Source organism: Streptomyces sp. MI02-7b, from assembly GCF_033793585.1.
Classification (GTDB): domain Bacteria; phylum Actinomycetota; class Actinomycetes; order Streptomycetales; family Streptomycetaceae; genus Actinacidiphila.
Genome location: NZ_JARAWX010000024.1, coordinates 57,242 through 80,606 on the forward strand (window position 1 = coordinate 57,242; position 23,365 = coordinate 80,606).

Sequence of the window (23,365 nt, forward strand, 5' to 3'; positions counted from 1 at the left end):
CGCGGGCGTCAGTGCTCGCGCCGGAGGGCCACGACGGCCATGTCGTCGCCCAGCGGCCCGTGGGCGTGGCCCAGCAGGTCCCGGGTCACCTCCTGCACCAGGGTGGCCGGGCAGGAGCCGGTCAGCCCGGCGGCGCGTTCCACCAGAGGGTAGAAGCCGCCCTCGGCGTCGCGGGCCTCGGTGAGCCCGTCGGTGTAGAGCAGCAGCTGGTCACCGCCCACGAAGGGGAAGGTGCTGGGGGCGTACGTGCTCTCGGCCAGGGCCCCGAGGCCGAGCGGCGGGGCGGGCTCGGCCACGTCGAGCAGGGTCGCCCGGCCCTCGTGCAGCAGGAGCGGGGGCAGGTGGCCGCAGCTGACCACGTGGACGAACGGCTCGTCGTCGGGGATCTCGACGACGGCGGCCGTCACGAAGCGCTCCCCCACGTCGGCCTCGGCCGGTGTGTCGCAGAACTCCGCCAGGCCCCAGCGCACGCTGCCCTCCAGCGAGGCGACCAGTTCCGGCAGCGGCTCCTGGCGGTGGGCCGCGGCGCGGAAGGCGCCGAGCACGGTCTCGGTCTCGCCGAGCGAGTTCAGTCCCTTGCCGCGCACGTCCCCGATGAGCAGGCGGGTGGCGTTCGCGGTGCGCGCTACCGCATACAGGTCGCCGCCGACCCGGGCGCCGTCGTCGGCCGAGCGGTAGGCGGAGGCGATCGTCAGCGGTCCGGAGCGGCCGGGCAGCGGCCGCAGGACGACTCTCTGGGCCGCCTCCGAGATCCGGCGCTCGCCGGCGAGCTCGTGCCGTCCCCGCTCGCTCGACAGGGCGAAGACCACCAGCAGCACCGACACCAGCACCAGCGACGCCAGCTGCACCAGGACGTTCTCCGTGGTCAGGGCATCGCGTTCGACGGCGGCGGCGATCAGCGCCAGCACGGCGAGCAGCGCGGTCAGGGCGCCGCGCAGGGGCCCGGCGAAGGCGGCGACCAGCGCCACCGGCACCACCAGGACGTGCGCGATGTGGATGTTCATGGGCAGGAACAGGTCCGCCACCGGAACGGCCACGATCAGCAGGGCGGCCACGGCGGTGAGGACGTAGTCGCACACGCGCCGCCCGGCGGTCCCGCGGTCCCCCGCGCCACGGGGCCCGCCATGCCACCACGCCCACATCCTGGCTCTCCTCTCCGCCCCGGACCCGGCCGGCCGGCCGCGCACGCCACCAACCATGGTGCAGGCCATGCAACAAAGAGACCAAACATTCTCTTCCCGATGAAATGCACCATACCCGGCAGCTCTCCCGGCGGTGCGGGGTAGGGATCGAGGATGATCCGGGTACTGGTCGTGGACGACGAGGCGCTGATCCGCACGGGATTCCAGCACATCCTCGACGCGGCGGACGACATCGAGACGGTCGCCGCGGTGCCCGGGGGACGGGCGCTGCGGGCGGTGGAGGAGCTGCGTCCGGACGTCGTGCTCCTCGACATCCGGATGCCCGATGTGGACGGTCTCACGATCCTCGCCGAGATCCGCCGGATGCCCGCGCCCCCGGTGGTGGCGATGCTGACCACGTTCGACACCGACGAGTACGTCGCCGCCGCGCTCCGGGCCGGGGCGGCGGGCTTCCTGCTGAAGGACACCGACCCCGAGCAGCTGGCGTACCTGGTGCGGAACCTGGCGGCGGGTGGGGTCGTGCTCGCCTCCGAGGTCACCCGTACTGTCGTGGACGGCTACCTGGAGGGCGAGGAGCAGGTCAGCGCGGCGCACGCGGTGGCCGCGCTGACCGACCGGGAGCGCGACGTGCTCGTCCTGGTCGCCGAGGGGCTGTCCAACGCCGACATCGGCACCCGGGTGCACCTGAGCACCGGCACGGTCAAGGACCACGTCAGCGCCATCCTCACCAAGCTGGGGGTGGGCAGCCGGGTGCAGGCCGCGCTCCTGGCCGAACGCGCGGGGCTGTTGCGCCACCGGCACGGGGACGGGCGCGCGCCGTGAGCCCGAGGCGCCGACGGCTGCGGCCGCGGCCGGCGGACGTGGCGCCGGTCCTGGCCCCGCCGGCCGCGACGGCCGCGACGGCCCGCCCGGGCCGGGACTCAGGCGACGTAGCGGCTGACGCGGGTCGCCCTGTTCAGGGCGTACTCCAGGGGGCCCCGCCGGAAGAAGGACGACCAGACCACGGCCAGCAGCAGCGCGGCCGCGACGAACGCGAGAAGGACCCCCATCGGCGGGCCGGGAAGGTCGTCGAGGTCGAGGCCCAGTGCCTTGATGGCGAGGATGTGCCCGACGTAGAAGGTCAGCGACATGGAGCCGACCGCGATCACCGGCGTCGCCACCCGCCGGACGGCGCGCCCGCGCTCGACGACGTCCGTGCACCCGACGAGCACCAGCAGCGCCACACCCGTGCCGGCGATCACCGAGAGCGTGGTCTCGCTGTGCGGGGAGGCCGCCCAGAGCCACGACGTGGAGTCACCGTCGCCGCTCGGGAAGCCCGCGGCGTCCGACCACCAGGCCGACCGCGCGCCGCCGTGCTCCGCGTCCACCCCGAACATGGAGATTCCCGGCACCACGCCGGGAATCAGGTGCAGCGCCAGCCATGATCCGCCGTAGCCGACCAGGGCCAGCGCTCCACCTGTCATCGCCAGCCGCGCACGAACGGCCGCCGACCTGAGGTCGAGACGGGCAACCGCCATGCCGGCGATGAGGAACGGCACCCACGCGAGGACGGGATAGTCACCGGTGAACATCAGCCCGATGACACCGTCCGTGCCGCCGACGTGGGCCAGGAGGTCGTGCCGCGTGACCGCCTCCGCCCACGAGCCTTGATCGATCGAGCGCTGCACCACGAAGAGGGCCTGGGGCAGCACCAGCACGCTGACCGCCGCGATCGCCGCGAGGACGGCGGGGCGCAGCCGGTGCAGCGGCAGAACGAGCAGGAAGCACACGCCGTAGTACGCGAGGATCACCTCGATCGAGGTGCCCAGCATGGTCAGCGCGGTACCCAGGGCCACCAGGATCACCGCGCGGACCGCCACCCGGACGACCGCCTGCCGGCCGGCACGGCCGGTGGCGGGGACCCGCCGCCCGGTGATGAGGACGATGGAGAAGCCGGCCAGGAAAGCGAAGAGGGCCGACGACCGGCCCTGCGCCAACTCCATCAGCCGGCCCTGGAACCCTCCTACCGAAGGATCGGGGCCCACGTGGGCCGCGTACATTCCGAGGACCGCCAAGCCGCGCGCGAGGTCCACACCCACCATGCGGCCCACCGACGTGTTTCCGGCGGTGCCTACCGGGGCGCCGGTGGGAGCCGCCCGCTCCGCTACCGGTCGCCCCGGGGCCGACACGGTGAAGAGAACATCGTGCGCCATGCCTCGATCATCCCCGGCCGGGGCCGCCCACCGGTATCCGGCAGGCGTCCGGTCCTGCCCCGCCGGGCGGAGGTGCCCACCCCCCGCCGCCTGGCGGGACCCGGCGCCACGGGCAGGACGCGCTCCGGGCACAATGGGCCGGCATGAGCCCCTGGTTCGAGCAACTGCGGTTCGGCGACGGCCTCGTCCGCCTCAGCGAGCCACACGTCCACGAGATCCTCAGGTCGAACGTGTGGTGGCTGCGGCGCACGGACCGCGACGTCGTGGTGGACGCGGGACTGGGCGTGGTCGCCCTGCGCGAGGCGGTACCCGCGCTCTTCGCCCGCGATCCGCTGGTCGTCCTCAGCCACGCGCACCTGGACCATGTCGGCGGGGCGTACGAGTTCCGCGAGCGGGCGGGGCACCCCGCCGACGCCGCCGCCCTGGCGGCCGGCGTCCCGGCGAGCCTGGACGGGCCCGAACTCGCACGCCTGCTCGGCACCGAGGACGTGGGGGCGGACTTCCCCGACGTGATGATCGACGCGCTCCCCGAACCCGGCTACGACCCGGCGGCGTACCGCGTCGGCGCGGTGACGCTGACCCACCCGGTGGAGGACGGGGACCGCATCGACCTCGGCGGCCGGACGCTCACCGTCCTGCACCTGCCGGGGCACACCCCCGGGTCCGTCGCGCTGCTGGAGGAGCACACCGGCGCGCTGTACTCCGGTGACGTCGTCTACGACGGGTACCTGGTGGACGATCTGCCCGAGTCCGACGTGGCCGCCTACCGGCGCAGCCTGGAGTTCCTGTGCGGGCTGGACGTGTCCGTCGTGCACCCGGGGCACGGGCGCAGCCTCGACCGGGCGCGACTGCGCGACGTCGCGCGGGCCTACCTGCGCAGAACGGACGAGGACGGGGCGTAGCCCGCCCGCGCCCGGGCGGCCGTCCGGGCCATCCGGGCCATCCGCGCCGTCCAGGTCATCCGGGCCAGGTGCCGGTCAGCCGCCGCACGCCGGTCGCGCCGCCCCGGTCGACGGCGGCCTTGACAGTGGCGAAGATCGCGCCGCGCAGGGCGGCGGCGATCAGGACCTCCCGCCACGCACGGTCCTCGTCGGTGGCCTTGGGGGCCTCGCCCTCGCGTCCGATGAGCTTCCACGCCCTCGTGAACAGGGCGCCGGCCACGGCGCCGCCGAGCGCGCCGAGGGCCAGGCCCACCGGCCGGTACACCATCCTGGACTTCCTCATGGCCGGCGCTCACCGCCTGGTGCGGCGCACGACGAGGTAGATCAGCACGAACCCGGAGACGACGGCGAGGATCTGCCCGGGGTTGCGACCCGCCGCCGAAGCGGCCTCCTCCGCCTGCTGCCGGAAGCGCTCCGGGGTGCGCTCCTGAACCCGCCTGAACGCCCGGGCGGCCTTGTCCTTGGCCTGCGCCGTCCGCTCGTCGATCTGCCGCCGCGCGGCCGCCACGCGCTCGTGCCCGCGGGCCCCGGACTCCGCGGCGATCCCGCCGAGTTCCTCCCGGGCGCGCACCGCGTCCTCGCGCAACTGGTCGGGCGTCGGGGCCGACGCCGCCCCGCCCGCCTCGTGCTTGTCCGTCATCGCTCCGCCCTTTCCGTGATCCCGGCCGAACCGGCCCTCGCGCCGCGGGCTCCGCGATGCTGATGGATCGTCAGCGGATGGTCCCCGCCTCTCGGCCCTCACCGCCCGGCTACCCCTGCGCGGGCACGGCATGCGGGCGGCCCGGCCCGGGGCCACGTCACGGGCGCGGTGCGGGCGGCTCCTTCTCCCTGCCGAGGCCGGCCTCGGCGTCGTGGCCGGCCGGCCCGTGCCCCGCGCCGGGGTGGGCGATGTCCGCTCCGAGGTCGGACGCGGCCTCGTCGGCAGCCTGCGTCAACTCATCCTCGTCGTGGCGTCGTACGGCGTCCCAATGGCGCTCGGCGATCCGCGCGACAAGGTCACGGACCCCCTCGTGGTGTCCCTCGGCGGGGAGTTCGTCACGGTTCATGCCGCCATGTTCCGTTGCCGGGCAAGGACGGGACAGCCGACCAGGGGTGAACCTCGCTCCCGCACCCGGGCCCTGGCGCGGTCCGTGCCCGCCGCGTCCCCTACGCTCAGCCGGCCAGGGGTGATCAAGAGGAGGGGCAGCCAGGGGTGGGGAACGACATGCACGGGGGGTGCCCGCAGTGCGGGGCGGAACTGCCGTCGGACGACCGGTTCGTGGTGTGGTGCGTGGGGTGCGCGTGGAACGTGCGGGGCGGTGCCGACGAGGCCGGGGAGGACGCCGGCCGCGTCGACCGGTTCCGGCGGCGGCTGTCGCGGGCCTACGGCGAGGAGCTGTTCGGCCGGATGACGTCGGCACAGCCGCCGCGGCCCGGACGCGGCACCACGTACGCCGCGGCACACGCGCTCGCGGGAGTGGTCCACCTGCTGACGCTCGCGGTGGCGGCGAGCGGCCTGTGGCTCGTCGTGACGGGCTGGGACGTGGTCTTCCTGGGCGTGCTGGGGATCATGCTGCTGGCCCTGGCGTGGCTGATGCGCCCGAGGCTGCACGCGCTGCCCCGGGACGGGGTGCGGGTGTACCGCGGCGACGCGCCTGCGCTGTACGGGCTGCTGGACGAGGTCGCCGGCGCCCTGGGGGCGCCGCGGGCCGATGTGGTCGTCGTGGACGCTGACGTGAACGCCTCCGTCCAGGTCATGGGCCTGCGCCGCCGCATCGTGCTGAGGATCGGGCTCGGGCTGTGGGAGCCGCTCACCCCGCAGCAGCGGATCGCCCTGCTCGGCCACGAGTTCGGCCATCTGGTCAACGGGGACACCCGCCAAGGGCTGTTCGTGGGCTCCGCGCTCGGCACGCTCGCCCAGTGGTACGCCTTGCTGCGCCCGACGGACGACACCCGGGGCATGGGGCTGATCGCGACCGTCGCACGGCTGACGATGTTCCCTCCCGCCTACGCGGCGCTCCTGCTGCTGCGCCTGCTCGAGCACCTGACGTTGCGCGCCTCCCAGCAGGCCGAGTACCTCGCGGACGACCTCGCCGCGCGGATCGGTTCCTCGGCGGCGGCCATGGACGTCGTGGACTTCCTGCTGCTGGCCGACACCGCAACGTTCTGGCTGCACCGGCAGGGCGTCTCGGCCAGGACCGTGCACCGGGGCAGGACCGTCGGCCGGCAGCCCGCCGAGACGGTCTGGGAACAGCTGAGGGAGTACACGGACTCGATCCCCCCGCACGAGGTCGAACGGCGGCGCCGGCTGTCCGTCCTGACCGCCCACGCCGAGAACAGCACCCACCCGCCGACGCACCTGCGGCGTGCCGCGCTGGCGGTCCGGGAGCAGCGGCAGGCCGGCGTCGTGACGGACGTCGCGCGGGAGAAGGAGATCGACGCGGGGCTCGACCCGGCGCGCCGGGAGCTCGGCAGGAAGGTGCTGAACGGCTGAGAAGCCGCCGTGCGCCGCCGGGCCGCGTGCCATGATGCGGGACGGTGAGGCACAGGGACGGTCTTGTGCGCGCGGCACGGCACGGGGTACGGGAGCGATGAGACCAGGGCCAGGACCACAGCACCCCCTGACCGCCCCGGGCGCGGCGGGGACGCCGCCTGCCGCACCGGAGCCCGGAACGGCGGCGCCTGCACGGCCCCGGCTCCGGCGGTGGCTGTTCGTCCTGGCCGTGGTCGCGCTGCTGGCGCAGATGGCGGTCGCGATGGTGACGACCGCCGTGCAGCAGACCCCCACCATCGACGAACCCGTCTACGTGGGCACGGCGGAGGTCTACCTGCGCGAGCACAGCCTGCGCTTCAACCCCGAGCACCCGCCGCTGGGCAAGCTCGTGATCGAGAGCGGGCTGGCGTTCGCGGATGTGCACCTGGACCGGGGCTTCACCGGGGACCAGACGCAATTGGGGCGCCGCGTCCTGTACGAATCGGGCAACGACCCGTGGCGGGTGATGCTCGCGGCGCGCCTGCCGGTGATCGTGCTGACGCTGCTCTTCGGGCTGGTCGTCCTGGCCTTCGCGAGGGACCTGTTCGGTCCCGCGGGGGCACTGGTGGCGCTGGCGCTGTACGCCTTCTCGCCGGACGTCGTCGCGCACGGGTCGCTGGCCACCCTGGACGTGCCCGCGGCCGGTTTCGCGCTGACCTCGGCCTGGTGCCTGTGGCGCGCCCGCGGACGGCCGCGCCGGTGGCTGCCGCTCGCCGGTGCGGCGCTCGGGGCGGCGCTGGCGACCAAGATGAGCATGCTGGCGGCGGTGCCGGTGGTGCTGCTCCTGGTCGCCGTCGACCAGGGAAGGCGCCGGCGGTGGGGGCGCGGCCTCGCGGCGGCGGCCGGCGTGGGGCTGGTCGCGGTGGCGGTGGTCTGGGCCGCCTATCTCGCGGTGGACCCGCGGCTGCGGTGGACGACGCCGGGCGGGGTGCCGGCGGTCCACGGACCGCGCGGCCTGGTGACGTCGCTGCTGCCGTTCCCGGAGGCCTACCGGGACGGCGTGCGGCTGCAGTTCGGCTTCGAGAACGCCACGTGGGACGGCTTCCTCTTCGGCCGGCACTATCGCGGGGCGCTGTGGTACTACCTGCCCGCGGCGCTGCTGGTGAAGACCCCGCTCGGCATGACGGCCCTGTGGGCGGCCGGTGCGGCGGCGCTGGTCGCCGTACCCCGGCTGCGGCCCGCGGCGGCGTACCTGCTGCTGCCGCCCCTGGTGCTGCTGGCCGCGGCGATGACCGGGTCGCGGGACCTGGGCGTCCGCTACGCGGTGTTCATGCCCGTGTTCGGGGCGGTCGCGGCCGCGGGGGTCACCGCGGTGCGACGGCGGTGGGTCCACGTGACGGCTGCCGCGCTGGTCGCCTTCGTCGCGGTCAGCTCGCTGCGGACGTTCCCCTACTACCTCCCGTACTCCAACGAGGCTTTCGGCGGTCCCGCGCGGACGCATCTGCGCCTGCACGACTCGAACGTCGACTGGGGCCAGGACCTGGGACGGCTCGCCGACCGCCTGAGGGAACGTCATCCGGGCGAAACGGTCTGGCTGGTCTACAAGGGCAGCGGCGTGCCGTCGTACTACGGCATCGCGTCACGCGACCCGCTGACCGTGCCCCCGGAGCAGGTGCACGGACTGCTCGTCGTCTCGGACTCCTCGGCCGCCAAGGCGGAAGGACGGCTCGCCGCGCTGCTGAAGGGGGCGACCGCGATCGACGAGGTCGGGCACTCGATCACGCTCTACCGCCGCTGAGCGCCGGGCCGTGCGCCCGGCGCCGCTCGTCGGGACCGGTCAGGCCTTGCGGGCCACCATGCCGTAGACGTTGATGTCGGCGTCCGTCACGTCGTTGATGTCGTGGTAACGGATCTTGTCGATGTCGTCCAGGCCCTCGATGAACGCCGGGTCCATGTCCGCCGTGGACGCGCCGGTGTCCGGGGAGTGGTCCGGACGCCAGTGGTGCACGGGGACGAGACCGGGCTCGACGAGCTCGAGGCCGTTGTCGGTGGCGAAGCGCAGGACCTCGTCGTGCGGGCGCAGCACGAAGGAGAAGCCCCGGTCCTGGTAGGTCTTGGCCACCTTGGCGATCTGCTCGGCGTTCAGGTCGGAGGTGAGGTGGGTGAGGACGACGTAGCTGCCCGAGGGCAGCGCGTCCACGAGGTGCTTGACGACTCCGTACGCCTCGTCGTCCTCGACGAAGTGCAGCACGGCCACCAGCACGAGCGCGATCGGCCGCTCGAAATCGAGGGTGCGGGCGGCCTGTTCGAGGATGGCGGCGGGGTCGCGCAGGTCCGCGTCGATGTAGTCGGTCCTGCCCTCGGGGCTGGAGGCGAGCAGGGCACGGGCGTGCGCGAGGACGACGGGGTCGTTGTCGACGTACACCACACGGGCGTCGGGGGTGATCCGCTGGGCGATCTGGTGGACGTTCTCCTGGGTGGGCAGACCGGTGCCGATGTCGAGGAACTGGCGGATGCCCACCTCGCCCGCGAGGTGGTTCACCGCCCGGCGCAGGAGGTCCCGGTTGTGCCGGACGTCGAGGTGGCCGCGGGGGTTGGCGGCGAGGGCGGCCGCGGCGGCGTCGCGGTCGACGGGGTAGTTGTCCTTGCCGCCGAGGAACACGTCGTAGACGCGGGCGGGATGGGCCCGCGTGGTGTCGATGCGCTTGCGGAGCTGCTCGGCGGACTCGTAGGCCGTGGACGCCTGGCTGTCGTTGCCCATGGGACCATCCCCTGAAACTCGAGAAATCGAAAAATCGATCCGATCAACAGACAACTTAGCGCTTCCGACGGTGAGTTGGTGCCCCGCGTCCCCCGCCGGTCACGGCGGTGCCCGCAGGTCACGACGACGACGGCGGCCGTCGGCCCGGTGGCCACCCGCGCGTCCCCGGCTACGGGGCGGGGCTCGCGGTGCCGGCCCGGGGAGCGGCCAGGGCCCGCAGTGACCAGTCCCGTTCGGGAGCGGCGGACCCGGGCGCCGGCCAGCCGTTGACCGTCGCCAGCAGCGCTACGTACCGCTCCCGGCCCGGGTCGTCGGCGGCCGTCAGCAGGGACGGCAGACGGCCGCGCAGGACCGCGTCGTCCGCGGTGCCCAGTGCTTCGGCGCAGCCGGCGGTCAGCGATGCCACGAAGGGCTCCGCCCCCGGGGACAGCGGATCGACGCCGGCCGCGACCGCCGGGCCGATCCGCTCCCTGACCACCGCGACCAGGTCGCGGCGCGGCAGTCCGTCGCCGCCTTCGGCCCGCCGGGCCGTCAGGTCCCGCGCCATTGCGCGCAACCTCGTGCGGAAGCCCTCGTCCTGGGTCAGTTCGGCCAGTTCCACCCACGCGCGGAGCTGCTCCGGGGAGGGGTCGTCAGGCAATTCGGGCGTCAGCGTGCGGCGGATCCCGGCGACCGCCGGGTCCGTGAGGCCGCCGAGGACGGCGTCCAGGAAGCCGTCGATCACCCGCCGCCGCTCCTGCTCGGTCAGCTTGGCCAGTCGGTTCAAACGATCCATCTCCTCGGGTGTGGAGCCGCGTTCGGCCACCGCCGTCAGCACGGCGCGCCGCAGCCGCAGGACGCGGATCTGCGCCGCCAGTGCCTCGGCATGGGCCGCGGCGACCTCGGGCAGCGTGAGTTCCCTCTCCACGACCCTGCGGATCGTGGCGAGGTCCATTCCGAGGTCGCGCAGCGTCCGCACCAGTTCCAGGCGCGCGAGTGCCCGCGCCCCGTACAACCGGTAGCCGGCCGCGCTGCGGCCGGTGGGGACCACGATCCCGCGGTCGGACCAGAACCGGACGGTCTTGACCGTCAGTCCCGTGCGCCGGGCCAGGTCGCCGATGGAATGGAGTGTGCCGTCGTCCATGCCCCCACCCTCCCGTCTCCCCCTGGGGGAGACTCAAGCGGTTTCCGGGATGCCCTCCGGCACTTCGCGCTGCCAGCGGCGCTCGCCGTCGTGCCAGCGGCCGGTGGGGGTGAGTCCGCAGGCCTCGGCCACGGAGGCGGAGGCGCGGTGGTCGGGGTGGATGTGGGCGACGATCGTGCGGACGCCGCGGGAGTCGAGCCAGCCGGTCAGGGCGCGGGCGGCCTCCCGGGCGAGGCCGCGGCCCTGCCAGGGAGTGCCGACGACCCAGGCGATCTCGGCCTCGGGGCCGGCGGCTCCCGGGGAGATCGTCGCCTGGACGTAACCGGTGAGGCACCCCTCGTCGCGCAGCCGGAGCACCCAGTTGAGCCAGGAGACGGCCGGGTCGGGGGAACCGGCGAGCACGCGCCCGTAGCGGGCGCGCAGTTCACCCGGGGTGTCGGGGCGGCCGCCGGTGAAGGTGTGCAGGGCCGGGTCGGACAGGACGCGGGCCATCTCCTCCGCGTGGCCGGCACGCAGCGGGAGCAGGTCGAGGCGGGCGGAGCGCGGCGCGCCGTCGACGGCGACGCACACGCCGACGACCCGCCCGGCGCCGGTCCCCTCGTCTGCGCCGGAGCGCACGCGGGGGCCGTCCCCGTCCGCGGCCGTCACCAGGTGCAACCCGGCGGCGCCGGCATCCCGTACGAGGACGACGTCCCCGGCCGCGATCCACGTGGGGTCGACCGGTGCCACGACGACCCGCTGTCCGGCGCGGAGCGGCGGCGCGGCCCCGTCCGGGCAGCCGAACTCCACGGTGTGCCCGGCGGCGACCCGCTCCGCCACGTTTTCCACGATGCCCATGGCACCGATCATGCCCGGTCACCGGCGCCGCGCCCTACCGGTCAGCCGAGCGCGGCCCGTGCCGCCAGCTCCCGCGCCGCGTAGGCGACGGCGCCGCCCTGGGCCCGCCCGGTGAGGGGATCGCTCGGCGCGTAGCGCAGCGCGACGCCCGACTGGGCGCAGCGGGCCGCGATCGCCGGGCAGGCGCGTTCGGCGAGGGCGGCGATGGTCAGGGAGGGGTTCACGGTCAGGGAGGTCGGCACGGCCGAGCCGTCGGTGACGAAGATGCCGGGGTGGGACCGGAGTTCGTGCAGGTCGTCGAGGGCGGACAGGGCGGCGGAGTCCCCGGTGCGGCACGATGCGAGGGGGTGCGCGGTCACCGTCCCCGTGACGTGCTCGTCCCAGGGGCGCACGGTCGCCAGGCCGTCCTTCTCCAGGATCGACCGTGTGTGGGCGTCGGCGGCGTCCCAGCCGCGGCGCGTGCCGGCGCCGGGGGTGAAGCGCATGGTGCCCAGCCCGATCCCGTTGGCCAGGCGCGTGAAGCTGCCCGTGAGCGGTGGCGCGCCGAAGCGGCCCTCGGCCTCGTCCTCCGTCATGGCGAGCACGGTCAGCCATGAGCGCCACCGCGCCCGCATCCGCTTCTTGTCGGCACCGGACCACAGCCCCGCCGCGGTCCGGGCGAGGGTGTTGGTGACCGTGGGGAAGTAGATCTGCTGCAGCGTGAAACGGGAGAACTCCGGCGCCGCGGCGTCCAGTCGGTCGTAGGAGGCGGAGGTGATCGGCATGCCGATGGGCAGGGCCTGGTACGCGACGGTGTCACTGCGGGACAGGCCGAGCAGCGAGCGGACCTTGCCCTCGTCGAGTTCGGCCACGCTGACGCGGTCGCCATTGCCGGAGAACCACCCGCCGACGGCGGCCGGGACACCGCCGAGGAGCGGGGCCGAACGCTGCAGCAGCACCGGGGTGCCGACGGCGCCGGCGGCCAGGACCAGGGTCCTGGTGTGGATCGTGCCCACCCCCGTGGGGCACGTGTAGTCGCCGCCGTCGAGGGTCGTCCAGTCGACCGCGTAGCGGTATCCGGGCTCGGTGGACGGCCGTACGAGCTGGACCTCGTGCAGCGGCCTGATCTCCGCGCCGTGGGCCTCCGCCGCGGGCAGGTAGTTCAGCAGCATGGAGCGTTTGGCGCCGAAACGGCAGCCGGACAGCATCCAGTTGCAGTCGGTGCAGCGGGCGCGGTCCACGGCGACCGGCACCGGGTTGCAGGTGTGCCCGGCGCGGTCGCAGGCGGCGGCCAGGACACCGCCCGCGTAGGACACGTCGGTCCAGTCCAGCCGGGTCACCGGCAGTGCCTGCTCCACCTGGTCGTACCAGGGGTCCAGCGTGGCGCGGGTGATGGTCGAGGGCCACAGCCGGCGCCCGGCGGGGTCGCGCCGCCCGAAGACGAAGGACGGCGCGCGCAGCGACGCTGCGAAGTACACGACGCTGCCCCCGCCGACGCAGTTGCCCGCCACCACGGATATGCCGTCGCCCTTGATGACGTCGACGATCCGGGGATAGGCCCCGAGGTTCAGATCGTGGCTGAACTCCTCGGTGGCGAGCCGGGGTCCGCGTTCCAGGACGGTGACGCGGGCGCCGGCCGCGGCCAGGTGGTAGGCGGGGATGGCGCCGCCGAAGCCGCTGCCGACGACGAGGACATCGGTGGTCTGCGGGCTCATGCGGGGCTCCCGGAGAGCGTGGTGGCGGGATGGGGGGCGGCCAGGGCCCTGCCGTACGAGTGGTCGGGGAAGCGCCACAGGCCGTCCGGGCCGGGGGCCGGGAAGCCGATCCAGGTCAGCCCGGGGTGGCCGTCGGCCAGGGCCTGCGCGGTGTGCAGGTGGGCGGCGGTGTCGAAGGCGAGCCCCACGAGGAACGACAGCAGTTGCCAGATCGGCCGGTCGGGGTCGTCCGGCTGGAAAAGCCCCGCGGTCACGGCGGTACGGTGCTCGAAGCCCAGCCCGACGAACGGCGGGCGGTCCAGGGGCAGCAGGATGAGGTGCGTGACGGCGTACCCGGTGGCGCGGGCGTCCAGCAGCGTGGCGATGCCCGGCAGCAGTGGGGCCAGGGGGAGTTCGGGCGCCGTCAGCAGCGCGACGGCGCCTGCCTGCACGGCGCCGGGGCCCGCGGCGGCCCCGGCGACGGCCCGGTCGGTGGGTCCGCGCCGCTCCCCCGGCACGAGGGTGTCGGCGAACGCCTCCAGGGTGGAGACCGGCCAGGAGCCGTAGGACGATGGCGCGGCCGCGGCCGCGGCGGCCGCCGTCGCCGCCCCGGCGCCCAGGACAGGCAGGGCGGCTACGGCGGCGGCGAGTCCGCGCAGCACGGCGCGGCGGTCGATGCCCGCGTCCACGGCTACCGCGCCGGGCAGAACAGGCTGAAGGGGAGCGTGACGGCCAGACCGGTCTCGCCGGCCTCGTCGCCGTACGCGGCCAGGACATCGGCCACCTCGGGCAGCCGCGGGCGCAGCGCGGTCACGACGTCACCGATGCCGGCGCTGACGCCGTTGACCTGGAAGTCCGTCAGCCGCATCGCGGCCCGCCGGTCGCGCTTGTCGAACCAGTAGCGGCCGTTCCACGTCACGTACGGGACCGCACCGGTGGTGGACTGCACGCTCCAGTGGTCGCGCTGGTAGTAGCGGCAGACCGGGAGCGCGAGGGCGAAGCGGGCGGGTTCGGCGAGCAGGAAGCGGACGGCGCCGCCGTTGTCGAAGGTGATGTCGCGCTTGGCGTACTCGACGCACACCGGTTCGGTGAGCCACAGCCACGGGTCGGGTGTCTCGCCCTCGCCGTAGGAGTGCCACGTGCAGGAACCGGCGAAGGCGGGCTCGGTGTAGGGCTCGGGCGCCGTGGCTGCGGCGGGGCCCGCGGCGACGGTGAGGGCGGTGAGGGCGGCGGCGACCACCGTCAACAGGCGGGCGGGGCGCGGGAACAGGGTCACGGGCACACTCCGGTGGTCAGTGGGGGACGGGCCGGGGGCACCACCGCAGCATGCACCTGACGTGACGTCAGGGCAAGAGGTTGTACAGAGACTCACTGAATCAGTGGCTCATCCACTGCCTCTGTGTGTTGACGCACCGCCCCTGGGCGGCTGGGCTGGGACCGCACGCCGCACCTTCGGTACGCCTGCTCGAGAGGACGGCCCCTGGTGGACCCACTGACCCGCGAGAGCCTCGTCGATGTCCTGGAGCGCCGCCTCCAGGACGACATCCTGGGCGGAGTACACCCCGCCGGCGCCCTCCTGCCGCCCGAGCAGCGCCTCGCCGAGGGCTACGGGGTCACCCGCACCACCGTGAAGCACGCCTTCGGGCGGCTCACCCAGGTCGGCCTGCTGGAGACCAGGCACGGTGTGGGCACCCGGGTGCGCGACTACCTCCGCCTGGGCGGCGCCGATCTGCTGCCGATGCTCGTCCGCCACAATCCCGGCTGGCTGGCCGACATCTTCGAGGTCCGCGCCGGTGTGGGAGCGCTCATCGCCGAGCGAGCCGCGGTCGCCGGGACGGCGGGCCAACGGGCCCGGCTGCGCGAGCTGCTGGCCGCCGTCGCGGACGCCCCCGGCCCGGACGCGGCCCAACTCGCCGACGCCGAGGTGCACCGCGCGCTGGCCCACACCACCGGCAACCGCGTCTACGTCCTGCTGACCAACACCCTCTTCGCGGCCTACCTCCCCCTGCGCGCCCGGCTCGTCGCGCCCTTCCGCGATCCCGCCGAGGCCGCCGCACGCCTCGAACCCCTGGTCTCGGCGGTGGAGTCGGGGGACGCAGCGGCCGCGCGGGCGGCGGCGGGGACGTACCTGGACGAGACCCGCCGGATCATGGTGGAGGCACTCGACACGCCCTGACCGGACGTCGCCGGCCCCGCCCCGGGCTCCCGGAAACCACGGTGCGGCCTGTCCCGCGCCCGGGCACACTGTGGCGATGAACGCCGGCGCCCCCGTCCGCACACCGCAGGAGCACGCCCTGCGCCACGTCGCCGCCCGCTCCTCGGGCGGCCCGGTCGACCCGAGCCTCCGTCTCACGCTCAACTTCCATCCTGACCGGGACGCGGGCGGCATGACGACGCTGGAGCGGATCGCCCATGACGGCGTGTACCGCTCGCAGTTCGTGACGGGCACCGGCAACGGGGGGCTGACGGCCCACCCGGGCGGCGACCGGTGGCGCTGGGAGAGCCGCATCTTCGGCGGCGCCTACGACCGCGCCCCCGCCCACGCGCGCCCGGTGTACGGGGCGCTCAACCACCGGCGGGACCCGGCCGGCGGCGCGCCGCGCTTCGGGTCGTGCCACTTCCGGCTCGGTCCGCGGACGCTGAACCGGACCACGTTCTGCTATCCGGACAGCTCCACGGAACCGGAGCTCTTCGCGGTGGCGGCCCGCTTCGCGCTGCTGGAGCCGGCGGCGGCCGACGGGCTGGACACCCTGGACGGCCACATCGAGGCCCAGGTCCACGGCCCGGTCGTGCTGGACGGGGACGTGGAGGCGCTGGTGCTGGACCCGTCCTTCCGTGGCACCGCGGTGGAGGCCGCGGCCCGCCGGCTGCCCTGCCCGGTCGAGTGGCACGGCGGCTTCCGGCTGACCACGGAGCACCTGGTGCGCCACGCGGACTACCGCGGCCGGGAGTACACCGACCTCGGCGTCACCGTGTCCGCCGGCGGGATCCTCGACCCGCGCATGATCGGGGACGCCGCCCGTACCGGCCACCACGACCCGCAGGCGCTCAAGCGGCTCTGGCACGTGCTCGCGCGCTTCGGGGCCCCGGAGGGTGCCGCCTGCGAGGCGGCGACCACGTGCTGCCGGCCTGCCTGAGCGTCCGCGGGCGCGCGCGGGGGGCGACCCGGCGCGGAGCCGGATAGCGTGGAGAGGGCACCGGCCGCATCCCCGCGACCGGCCGCCGTTCCGTACGGGCCGATGAGACGGGAGCCCCGATGACGCCTTCGTCGCCGCACACGGGCACCCCCGCCCCCCTCGGGGGCCAGGACCCCGCCGACGAGAGGCCCCGGCTGTCGGCGCTCGTGATCTACGTACGCGACCTGGACCAGTCGGCCGCGTTCTACGGCGACCTGCTGCGCATGGAGGTCGCGACCCGGGACACCACGGCACTGCTGCTGACGGACGCCGGGGGCTCGATGGTGGTGCTGCGTGCGATGCCGCGCGGCGAGCACTCGCTCGGCGGCGTCGGCGTCCAGGCAACGGTGTGGACCGCGCGGGACCCCGAGGACCTGAGCCGGTGCGAGCGCCTGCTGCGGGAGCGCGACGCGCACGTGGAGACCACCACGGTCGACGGCCGCACGGTGGTCGAGGGACGTGACCCGAACGGCCTCACGGTGATGGTGGCCCATCCGCGGCTCGAACCCGTCGTCGCACAGTTGATCATGAACCGCGCCTACGCGTGGTGACGCCCCCCGTCCGGGCCCCCCGCCGGCCGGCCCCCGGCACGGCCGGCGGCGGACGCACGCCGCACCCGTGAGCCCCGGACGGGGAGACGAAGCCGGCCCACCCGAGCCCGCCGCAGCAGCGCCGAACACCACGACAACCCACCCGGCCGCGAGCGCACCTGCCGCCCTCCACCGGGCATCGCCCCGCCCCGCCAAGACCGGGACCGGCCGCGCCGCGGCCACCCCCCCGCCGGCGGCCACCGAAGGACCGGCCCCCGGCACGGTCCGCACAGGAGAACGGACGGCCCCGTCGGGGCCGTGCGCGCGGTCACATGCGGGCGAACGCGGGCGAACGCGGCGGCGGCCGGCTGCCGCGGGTCGCGGCCCCGCCATCGGCGGTGGTCCGGAATGGTTCTGACACATCATCGGTCATGAAAGTCCCCCGGAGGGGCAGGCGGTCAGCACACGACCACGTCACGTTCCGTACTGTCCTGAGGAGTGCTCGCATGCCTTTGAACTTCCGCAAGTCGTTCCGGATCCTGCCCGGCGTCCGTCTCAACATCAACAAGAAGTCGCTGTCGATCACGACCGGCGGCCCGCACGCGAGCCACACCGTGAACACGCGCGGGGACCGCACCGAGTCCGTCGACCTGCCGGGCCCGTTCTCCTGGCGGCGCACCACGCGCCGCAAGCGGCGGTGACGGCGGTGAGCGCGGTGGCCGCGGTCATTCGAGGATCCAGCCGGACATCCAGCGCTCCTTGACCGCCGGCCACTCGGCCGCGACGAGGGAGTAGTAGACGGTGTCGCGCCACGTGCCGTCGACGCGCCGGAGGTGGCGGCGCAGCACTCCCTCGCGGATGCCGCCGATCCGGCTGACGGCGTCCTGCGTGGGCAGGTCGAGGTCGTCCAGCCGCCACTGCACACGTCCGAAGCCCAGGTCCTCGAAGGCGTAGTAGACCAGCATGAAGTGGGTCTCCAGGTGCACCGGGGTGCCCCAGAGCGTGGGGTCGAGCCAGCTCCAGCCGATGTCGACGCGCTCGTCGGCGGCCGCGATGCGGATGTACGCCGCCCAGCCCGAGGGGCGGTCGGTCGCCCGGGGCACCACGGAGAACGCGACCGCCTCGCCGGCCGCCGCCTGGGCGAGCCGCTGGTCGACGATGGCGCCCATCTCGGCGGCCGACCGCGGCGGCGTCGTCGACAGCCAGCGCCACACCTGCTCGTCGCCACGGGCCGCCTGGTAGAGGTCCGGGACGTGGCTGCGCGACAGCGGTACCAGCCGTGCGTACCGGCCGTCGATGGTGACGGAAGCAGGGAAGCGTACTGCCATGTCCGGAGGCTAATCCGATCGGGCCCGCGACGGCACCCGGTCGCGGATTCCCGCACGGTCCTCCGCCGGTACGGCCGACCGGCGCTCCCGCGTCCGGCTGGTAGACGGCCCCGGCAGGCATGCCGGGGTCCCCTGGCGGGGAGGCGGGTTGCATGACGAAGACCGGTCTCCCGGAGGGCATCCGGGCCTGCCTTTTCGATCTCGACGGTGTACTGACCAAGACCGCGCTGGTCCACGCCGCCGCTTGGAAAGAGACGTTCGACGACTTCCTGCGCCGCCGCGACGGCGCGGACTTCCGCCCCTTCGACAAGGTGGCCGACTACGACGAGTACGTCGACGGCCGCCCGCGCGCCGACGGCGTGCGCACCTTCCTCGCCTCCCGCGGCATCGAGCTGCCCGAGGGCACGCCCGACGACCCGCCCGAGCGCGACACGGTGAACGGGGTCGGCAACCGCAAGAACACGATCCTGCTGGAGAAGATCCGCACGGAGGGCGTGGAGGCCTACGAGGGCTCCGTCCGCTATGTGCACGCCGTGCGCGCCGCGGGGCTCCGTACCGCGGTGGTCTCCTCGAGCGCCAACTGCCGCGACGTGCTCGTCGCCGTCGGCATCGAGGACCTCTTCGACGTCCGGATCGACGGCATCGTCGCCGCCGAGCGCAAACTGCCGGGCAAGCCGCACCCCGACACCTTCCTGGAGGCGGCGCGCGACCTCGATGTCGAGGCGGGCGCCGCGGTCGTCTACGAGGACGCGCTGGCCGGCATGGACGCGGGCCGCGCCGGGCGGTTCGGGTACGTGGTGGGAGTGGACCGGGTCGGCCAGGCGGACGCGCTGCGCGAGCATGGCGCCGACATCGTGGTGCAGGACCTCGCGGAGCTGCTGGAGGACAACGCGTGATCACCCACTCCGCGTTCACGGTCGAGCCGTGGACGCTGCGCGAGACCGGGCTCGACTTCGACGTGCTGGCGCAGAGCGAATCGGTCTTCGCCCTGTCCAACGGGCACATCGGCTGGCGCGGCAACCTCGACGAGGGAGAGCCGCACGGACTTCCCGGTTCGTATCTCAACGGCGTCCACGAACGGCATCCGCTGCCGTACGCCGAGGCGGGCTACGGCTACCCGGAGGCCGGCCAGACCGTCATCAACGTGACGAACGGCAAGCTCATCCGGCTGCTGGTCAACGACGAGCCCTTCGACGTCCGCTACGGGCGGCTGCGCTCCCATGAGCGGGTGCTCGACCTCCGCAGCGGCCTGCTGCAGCGCACCTGTGAGTGGACCTCGCCGGCCGGCTGCACGGTGCGGGTCCGCTCCACCCGGATGGTCTCCCTGACCCAGCGGTCCATCGCCGCCGTGCTGTACGAGGTGGAGGCCGTGGACTCCACGGTCCGCCTCGTCGTCCAGTCCGAACTGGTGGCCAACGAGCAACTGCCGACGGTCTCCGGCGACCCCCGGGTCTCCGCCGTGCTGGAGTCCCCGCTGGTGCCCGAGGAGGACGTGGCGCTCAACACCCGGCTGCGGCTGGTGCACCGCACCGCGGTCACCGGGCTGCGGGTCGGGGCCGCCGCCGACCACAGCGTGGACGGCCCGCAGTCGACGAAGATGTACAGCGAGAGCCTCCCGGACACCAGCCGCCTGACCGTCACCTGCGACCTGTCCCCCGGCGAGACGCTGCGCATGGAGAAGATGGTCTCCTACGGCTGGTCCGCGGTGCGCTCGCTGCCGGCGGTCCGGGACCAGGTGGAGGCCGCTCTCGCCGGCGCCCGCAGCACCGGGTGGCAGGGCCTGGTCGACGAGCAGCGCGAGTACCTGGACTCCTTCTGGTCCCGGGCCGACGTCGAGATCGACGGCGACGCCGAGATCCAGCAGGCGGTGCGCTTCGCCCTCTTCCACGTGCTGCAGGCCGGCGCCCGCGCCGAGCAGCGCGCGATCCCGTCCAAGGGCCTGACCGGGTCGGGGTACGACGGCCACTCGTTCTGGGACACCGAGAGCTTCGTGCTGCCGCTGCTCACCTACACCTCCCCGAACGCCGTGGCCGAGGCGCTTCGATGGCGGCAGGCGACGCTGCCCGCCGCCAAGGAACGGGCCGGGCAACTGGGGCTGGCGGGCGCCGCGTTCCCCTGGCGGACGATCGACGGCTCCGAGGGATCGAGCTACTGGCCGGCCGGCACCGCGGCCTTCCACATCAACGCGGACATCGCCGACGCCGTGGTGCGCTACGTCGCGGTCACCGGCGACGAGGACTTCGAGCGCGAGACCGGTGTGGAACTGCTCGTCGAGACGGCCCGGTTGTGGCTCTCGCTCGGCCACCACGACCACCACGGCCGGTTCCACATCGACGGGGTCACCGGGCCCGACGAGTACAGCGCGATCGCGGACGACAACACGTACACCAACCTCATGGCCCAGTCGAACCTGCGCCACGCCGCCGACGCGGTCGAGCGCCACGCCGAGCAGGGCACGGCGCTCGGCGTCGACGACGAGGAGACCGCCGCCTGGCGGGACGCCGCCGAGGCCATGACCGTGCCCTACGAGAGCTCCCTGGGCGTCCACGAGCAGTCGTCCGGGTTCACCCGGCACCAAGCCTGGGACTTCTCGGCGACCCGCCCCGACCAGTACCCGTTGATGCTCCACTTCCCCTACTTCGACCTCTACCGCAAGCAGGTCGTCAAGCAGGCGGACCTGGTGCTGGCGATGTTCGTACGGGGCGACTGCTTCGACGAGCGGCAGAAGGCACGCAACTTCGCGTACTACGAACCGCTCACCGTCCGGGACTCCTCTCTGTCGGCGTGCGTCCAGGCGATCATCGCCGCCGAGGTGGGCCATCTGCGGCTGGCGTACGACTACCTCGGCGAGGCCGCGCTGATGGACCTGAAGGACCTGGAGAACAACACCCGCGACGGGCTGCACATCGCCTCCCTCGCCGGCACGTGGATGGCCCTGGTCGCGGGCTTCGGCGGGATGCGGCGCAATGCGAGCGGGGTCGGCTTCGCCCCGCGGCTGCCGGAGAAGGTGCGCCGGCTGGCCTTCACGGTGCAGGTGCTGGGGCGCCGGCTGCGTGTCGGGATCACCGACTCGGTGGCCACGTACACGCTGCTGGAGGGCGACCCGCTGGAGATCCGGCACTTCGACGAGTCGCTGACGGTGTCCACCGACGGTCCGGAGAGCCGCTCCGTGCCGGCGGTGACCGCGCGTCCCGAGCCGGAGCAGCCGCCGGGCCGCCGGCCGGCGCGGCGCTGAGGCGGGGCGGGTGGTTCAGGGGGCGGCTCACAGCGCGGTGAGGATGCGGGGACCCTCCTCGGTGATGGCGACGGTGTGCTCGATGTGGGCGGCCCGGCTGCCGTCGTCGGTGCGCAGGGTCCAGCCGTCGGCGGCCGCGTGGTAGCCGTCGTGACCGCCCGCCATCAGCATCGGCTCGATGGCCAGGGTCAGGCCGTGGCGCAGGGGGAAGCCACGGCCTGGCCGCCCGTGGTTGGGCAGGTGGGGGTCCTCGTGCATGCGGCGGCCGATGCCGTGGCCGCCGAAGTCCCGGGGCATGCCGCAACGGGCCCCGCGGACCACGCTGCTGATGGCGTGCGAGATGTCGCCGATGCGGTTGCCCACCGTGGCCGCGGCGATCCCGGCGTCCAGCGCGCGCTGCGTGGCGTCGATCAGTTCCAGGTCGCCGGGGCGCGGGGTGCCGACGGTGAAGCTGGTCGCGGCGTCCCCGGTCCAGCCGTCGAGTTCCGCGCCGCAGTCGATGCTGACGAGGTCGCCGTCGCGCAGGCGGTAGCCGTCCGGGATGCCGTGCACGATGGCGTCGTTGACCGACGCGCAGATGACGGCGGGGAACGGCGTCGGCGCGAACGACGGGCGGTACCCGAGGAACGGGGACCGCGCGCCCGCGGCGTCCAGGACAGCCCGCGCCGCCTCGTCCAGCTCGCGCAGCGACACGCCGACGCGGGCCGCCTCCCGTACGGCGGCCAGCGCCTGCGCCACGACGCGGCCGGCCTCCCGCATGGCTTCCAGGGCCGCATCGGTCTTGATCTCCACCATGTTCCGTGTCCTCTTCTCGGGGGGTCGGCGTGACCCAATACTTATACCGGTATTAGTATCACGGTCATGGTGAGAACGCCCCTGACCCCGTGGGAACGCGAACGCGGCGAGCGCTTCGGCGCGCTGCTGCGGGAGGCCCGCGGCGACCGCAGCATGGTGGACGTCGCCGCGGCGGCGGGAGTCTCCGCGGAGACCCTGCGCAAGATCGAGACCGGCCGCGCCCCGACCCCGGCCTTCTTCACGGTCGCGGCCCTGGCCGCGGCCCTCGGCATCTCCCTCGACGTCCTGGTCGCGGCCTGCGCGGCCGCGGACCCGGGCGCGGGGGACGCGGGGGCGGCGCTGTCGGCCTGAGCGCCGGCGGGGCCCGGCGGGCGGAGGCAGCGCGGCAGCGGAGTGCGGGCCCGGAAAGCGTGTAGCCACCGCCGGACTTGACCTGGCCGGCAACGCGGCGGAGCCCAACGCATAATGCGAGCGCGGGCAGCCCGTCCGGCCCGGGGCCACACGGCGCACGGGTATGGACCCGGGCGAGCGGGTGTCACGCATTCGGCGACGAAGGCCCCCCGGCACGGCCTCGATCCGCACACTGGATGGCCATCCGGCCGACATCCCATCGAATGAGGCAACTCCGTCGGCATGAGATCCATGCACGACCGCAGCAGCCCCCGACGTGTCGACGCACCACCCGGCGACCCGTCACATCATGAACGGCGACTGGAATACCGCGCCGAGAAACTCACTTCTCAAGAATCGCCATCACCAGCCGCCACGGCGAGTCGAACCTTGTAACCACAGGCCTTGAAGAGCGCTTCGCTGATCAGCGCGAGGTTCTCCAGGGACAGATTTTCGCAAGTGTACCGAAGGGCAATCGGAAAGTCCCCGTACAAACTCATTGCCACCATGAGGACCGCAAGATCCTCGCGCCACTCACCGAATCCCCCGGAATCGATTGCCTCCCTTATCGGGCGGACATCGAATCCCGCCCACATCTCACCGTCCTCGTCAACGCCCCCTTGAACAAAATTACGCAACTCGGGACTTTCCAGCCAGACCCCGTGACGCTCCAACAGCCAAACGGCCGCATCGAGGGACCACATCGCGTCGGTACCGCGACGAAGCGCGTCAACGAATCTGTCCGAGGAAAGGGATGAAAAAGCGTTCATGAAAGCAGTGTAGCCGGTCG

Annotated in this window: 25 protein-coding genes; 11 read left to right on the forward strand and 14 right to left on the reverse strand. The window is 73.8% G+C overall.

From position 1 onward, the window contains the following. Positions 1 to 8 precede the first annotated feature (8 nt). Positions 9 to 1,079 (reverse strand): PP2C family protein-serine/threonine phosphatase, encoded by a 1,071-nt coding sequence (locus PV364_RS31760; RefSeq protein ID WP_319663954.1) that lies wholly within the window; start codon positions 1,077 to 1,079, stop codon positions 9 to 11. Between the two features lie 216 nt (positions 1,080 to 1,295). On the opposite strand from PV364_RS31760, the gene PV364_RS31765 reads away from it, so the two are divergent. After that, positions 1,296 to 1,964, forward strand: coding sequence for a response regulator transcription factor (locus PV364_RS31765; protein WP_319663955.1), 669 nt, complete (start codon positions 1,296 to 1,298; stop codon positions 1,962 to 1,964). Positions 1,965 to 2,062: 98 nt separating this feature from the next. On the opposite strand, the gene PV364_RS31770 is transcribed toward PV364_RS31765, so the two are convergent. Further along, a complete protein-coding gene (locus tag PV364_RS31770) occupies positions 2,063 to 3,334 on the reverse strand; it encodes a heparan-alpha-glucosaminide N-acetyltransferase domain-containing protein (RefSeq protein ID WP_319663957.1) in 1,272 nt (423 codons plus the stop codon). 143 nt (positions 3,335 to 3,477) lie between these two features. Here PV364_RS31770 and PV364_RS31775 point away from each other — a divergent pair, with 143 nt between their 5' ends. Then, positions 3,478 to 4,236, forward strand: a complete 759-nt coding sequence (locus PV364_RS31775; protein WP_319663959.1) for an MBL fold metallo-hydrolase — start codon at positions 3,478 to 3,480, stop codon at positions 4,234 to 4,236. A 55-nt stretch (positions 4,237 to 4,291) separates the two neighbouring features. Here PV364_RS31775 and PV364_RS31780 read toward each other — a convergent pair whose 3' ends face one another. The 3 genes from PV364_RS31780 to PV364_RS31790 form a co-directional block, all read right to left on the reverse strand. Continuing rightward, the gene (locus PV364_RS31780; protein WP_319663960.1) at positions 4,292 to 4,558 is read right to left on the reverse strand and encodes a DUF4235 domain-containing protein; all 267 of its coding nucleotides are present in this window, start codon (positions 4,556 to 4,558) and stop codon (positions 4,292 to 4,294) included. 9 nt (positions 4,559 to 4,567) lie between these two features. Next, the gene (locus PV364_RS31785; protein ID WP_319663961.1) at positions 4,568 to 4,915 is read right to left on the reverse strand and encodes a hypothetical protein; all 348 of its coding nucleotides are present in this window, start codon (positions 4,913 to 4,915) and stop codon (positions 4,568 to 4,570) included. Between the two features lie 157 nt (positions 4,916 to 5,072). Beyond that, the gene (locus PV364_RS31790) at positions 5,073 to 5,321 is read right to left on the reverse strand and encodes a hypothetical protein (protein ID WP_319663962.1); all 249 of its coding nucleotides are present in this window, start codon (positions 5,319 to 5,321) and stop codon (positions 5,073 to 5,075) included. 146 nt (positions 5,322 to 5,467) lie between these two features. Between PV364_RS31790 and PV364_RS31795 the strand changes: the two genes are divergently transcribed. Both PV364_RS31795 and PV364_RS31800 read left to right on the forward strand, forming a co-directional pair. Continuing rightward, positions 5,468 to 6,748, forward strand: coding sequence for a M48 family metallopeptidase (locus PV364_RS31795; RefSeq protein ID WP_319663963.1), 1,281 nt, complete (start codon positions 5,468 to 5,470; stop codon positions 6,746 to 6,748). Positions 6,749 to 6,845: 97 nt separating this feature from the next. After that, positions 6,846 to 8,525, forward strand: a complete 1,680-nt coding sequence (locus PV364_RS31800) for a glycosyltransferase family 39 protein (protein ID WP_415924627.1) — start codon at positions 6,846 to 6,848, stop codon at positions 8,523 to 8,525. 39 nt (positions 8,526 to 8,564) lie between these two features. Here the strand turns inward: PV364_RS31800 and PV364_RS31805 are convergent, their stop codons facing one another. The 6 genes from PV364_RS31805 to PV364_RS31830 form a co-directional block, all read right to left on the reverse strand. Next, positions 8,565 to 9,488: an SAM-dependent methyltransferase gene (locus tag PV364_RS31805; protein WP_319663964.1), complete on the reverse strand. Its 924-nt coding sequence runs from the start codon at positions 9,486 to 9,488 to the stop codon at positions 8,565 to 8,567. Between the two features lie 169 nt (positions 9,489 to 9,657). Continuing rightward, entirely contained in the window at positions 9,658 to 10,611 is a 954-nt protein-coding gene (locus PV364_RS31810) for a MerR family transcriptional regulator (RefSeq protein ID WP_319663965.1), read from the reverse strand. A 33-nt stretch (positions 10,612 to 10,644) separates the two neighbouring features. Beyond that, positions 10,645 to 11,181 (reverse strand): GNAT family N-acetyltransferase, encoded by a 537-nt coding sequence (locus tag PV364_RS31815; RefSeq protein WP_319664023.1) that lies wholly within the window; start codon positions 11,179 to 11,181, stop codon positions 10,645 to 10,647. 308 nt (positions 11,182 to 11,489) lie between these two features. Continuing rightward, the gene (locus tag PV364_RS31820) at positions 11,490 to 13,142 is read right to left on the reverse strand and encodes a GMC family oxidoreductase (RefSeq protein WP_319663966.1); all 1,653 of its coding nucleotides are present in this window, start codon (positions 13,140 to 13,142) and stop codon (positions 11,490 to 11,492) included. Then, complete coding sequence (locus PV364_RS31825) at positions 13,139 to 13,810, reverse strand: DUF5987 family protein (RefSeq protein ID WP_319663967.1); 672 nt, start codon at positions 13,808 to 13,810, stop codon at positions 13,139 to 13,141. The genes PV364_RS31820 and PV364_RS31825 overlap by 4 nt, the downstream gene beginning before the upstream one ends. 2 nt (positions 13,811 to 13,812) lie before the next feature. Next, a complete protein-coding gene (locus tag PV364_RS31830; RefSeq protein WP_319663968.1) occupies positions 13,813 to 14,397 on the reverse strand; it encodes a hypothetical protein in 585 nt (194 codons plus the stop codon). A 207-nt stretch (positions 14,398 to 14,604) separates the two neighbouring features. On the opposite strand from PV364_RS31830, the gene PV364_RS31835 reads away from it, so the two are divergent. The 4 genes from PV364_RS31835 to PV364_RS31850 all read left to right on the forward strand — a co-directional run bounded on the left by PV364_RS31835 (position 14,605) and on the right by PV364_RS31850 (position 17,528). Further along, positions 14,605 to 15,297, forward strand: a complete 693-nt coding sequence (locus PV364_RS31835; RefSeq protein WP_319663969.1) for a FadR/GntR family transcriptional regulator — start codon at positions 14,605 to 14,607, stop codon at positions 15,295 to 15,297. Between the two features lie 76 nt (positions 15,298 to 15,373). Then, positions 15,374 to 16,258, forward strand: coding sequence for a DUF3626 domain-containing protein (locus tag PV364_RS31840; RefSeq protein WP_319663970.1), 885 nt, complete (start codon positions 15,374 to 15,376; stop codon positions 16,256 to 16,258). Between the two features lie 119 nt (positions 16,259 to 16,377). Then, positions 16,378 to 16,848: a VOC family protein gene (locus tag PV364_RS31845; RefSeq protein WP_319663971.1), complete on the forward strand. Its 471-nt coding sequence runs from the start codon at positions 16,378 to 16,380 to the stop codon at positions 16,846 to 16,848. Between the two features lie 485 nt (positions 16,849 to 17,333). Further along, complete coding sequence (locus PV364_RS31850) at positions 17,334 to 17,528, forward strand: DUF4236 domain-containing protein (RefSeq protein WP_319663972.1); 195 nt, start codon at positions 17,334 to 17,336, stop codon at positions 17,526 to 17,528. Between the two features lie 24 nt (positions 17,529 to 17,552). On the opposite strand, the gene PV364_RS31855 is transcribed toward PV364_RS31850, so the two are convergent. Continuing rightward, the gene (locus PV364_RS31855) at positions 17,553 to 18,155 is read right to left on the reverse strand and encodes a GNAT family protein (protein ID WP_319663974.1); all 603 of its coding nucleotides are present in this window, start codon (positions 18,153 to 18,155) and stop codon (positions 17,553 to 17,555) included. Between the two features lie 152 nt (positions 18,156 to 18,307). Between PV364_RS31855 and PV364_RS31860 the strand changes: the two genes are divergently transcribed. Then, positions 18,308 to 19,051, forward strand: a complete 744-nt coding sequence (locus PV364_RS31860) for a beta-phosphoglucomutase family hydrolase (RefSeq protein ID WP_319663975.1) — start codon at positions 18,308 to 18,310, stop codon at positions 19,049 to 19,051. Then, positions 19,048 to 21,390: a glycoside hydrolase family 65 protein gene (locus PV364_RS31865; protein ID WP_319663976.1), complete on the forward strand. Its 2,343-nt coding sequence runs from the start codon at positions 19,048 to 19,050 to the stop codon at positions 21,388 to 21,390. Before PV364_RS31860 ends, PV364_RS31865 begins: the two co-directional genes overlap by 4 nt. A 27-nt stretch (positions 21,391 to 21,417) precedes the next feature. Here PV364_RS31865 and map read toward each other — a convergent pair whose 3' ends face one another. Continuing rightward, complete coding sequence (gene map, locus PV364_RS31870) at positions 21,418 to 22,185, reverse strand: type I methionyl aminopeptidase (RefSeq protein ID WP_319663977.1); 768 nt, start codon at positions 22,183 to 22,185, stop codon at positions 21,418 to 21,420. A gap of 66 nt (positions 22,186 to 22,251) precedes the next feature. Here map and PV364_RS31875 point away from each other — a divergent pair, with 66 nt between their 5' ends. Then, complete coding sequence (locus PV364_RS31875) at positions 22,252 to 22,536, forward strand: helix-turn-helix transcriptional regulator (RefSeq protein ID WP_319663979.1); 285 nt, start codon at positions 22,252 to 22,254, stop codon at positions 22,534 to 22,536. 389 nt (positions 22,537 to 22,925) lie between these two features. Here PV364_RS31875 and PV364_RS31880 read toward each other — a convergent pair whose 3' ends face one another. Beyond that, a complete protein-coding gene (locus tag PV364_RS31880) occupies positions 22,926 to 23,345 on the reverse strand; it encodes a hypothetical protein (protein WP_319663981.1) in 420 nt (139 codons plus the stop codon). Positions 23,346 to 23,365 lie beyond the last annotated feature (20 nt).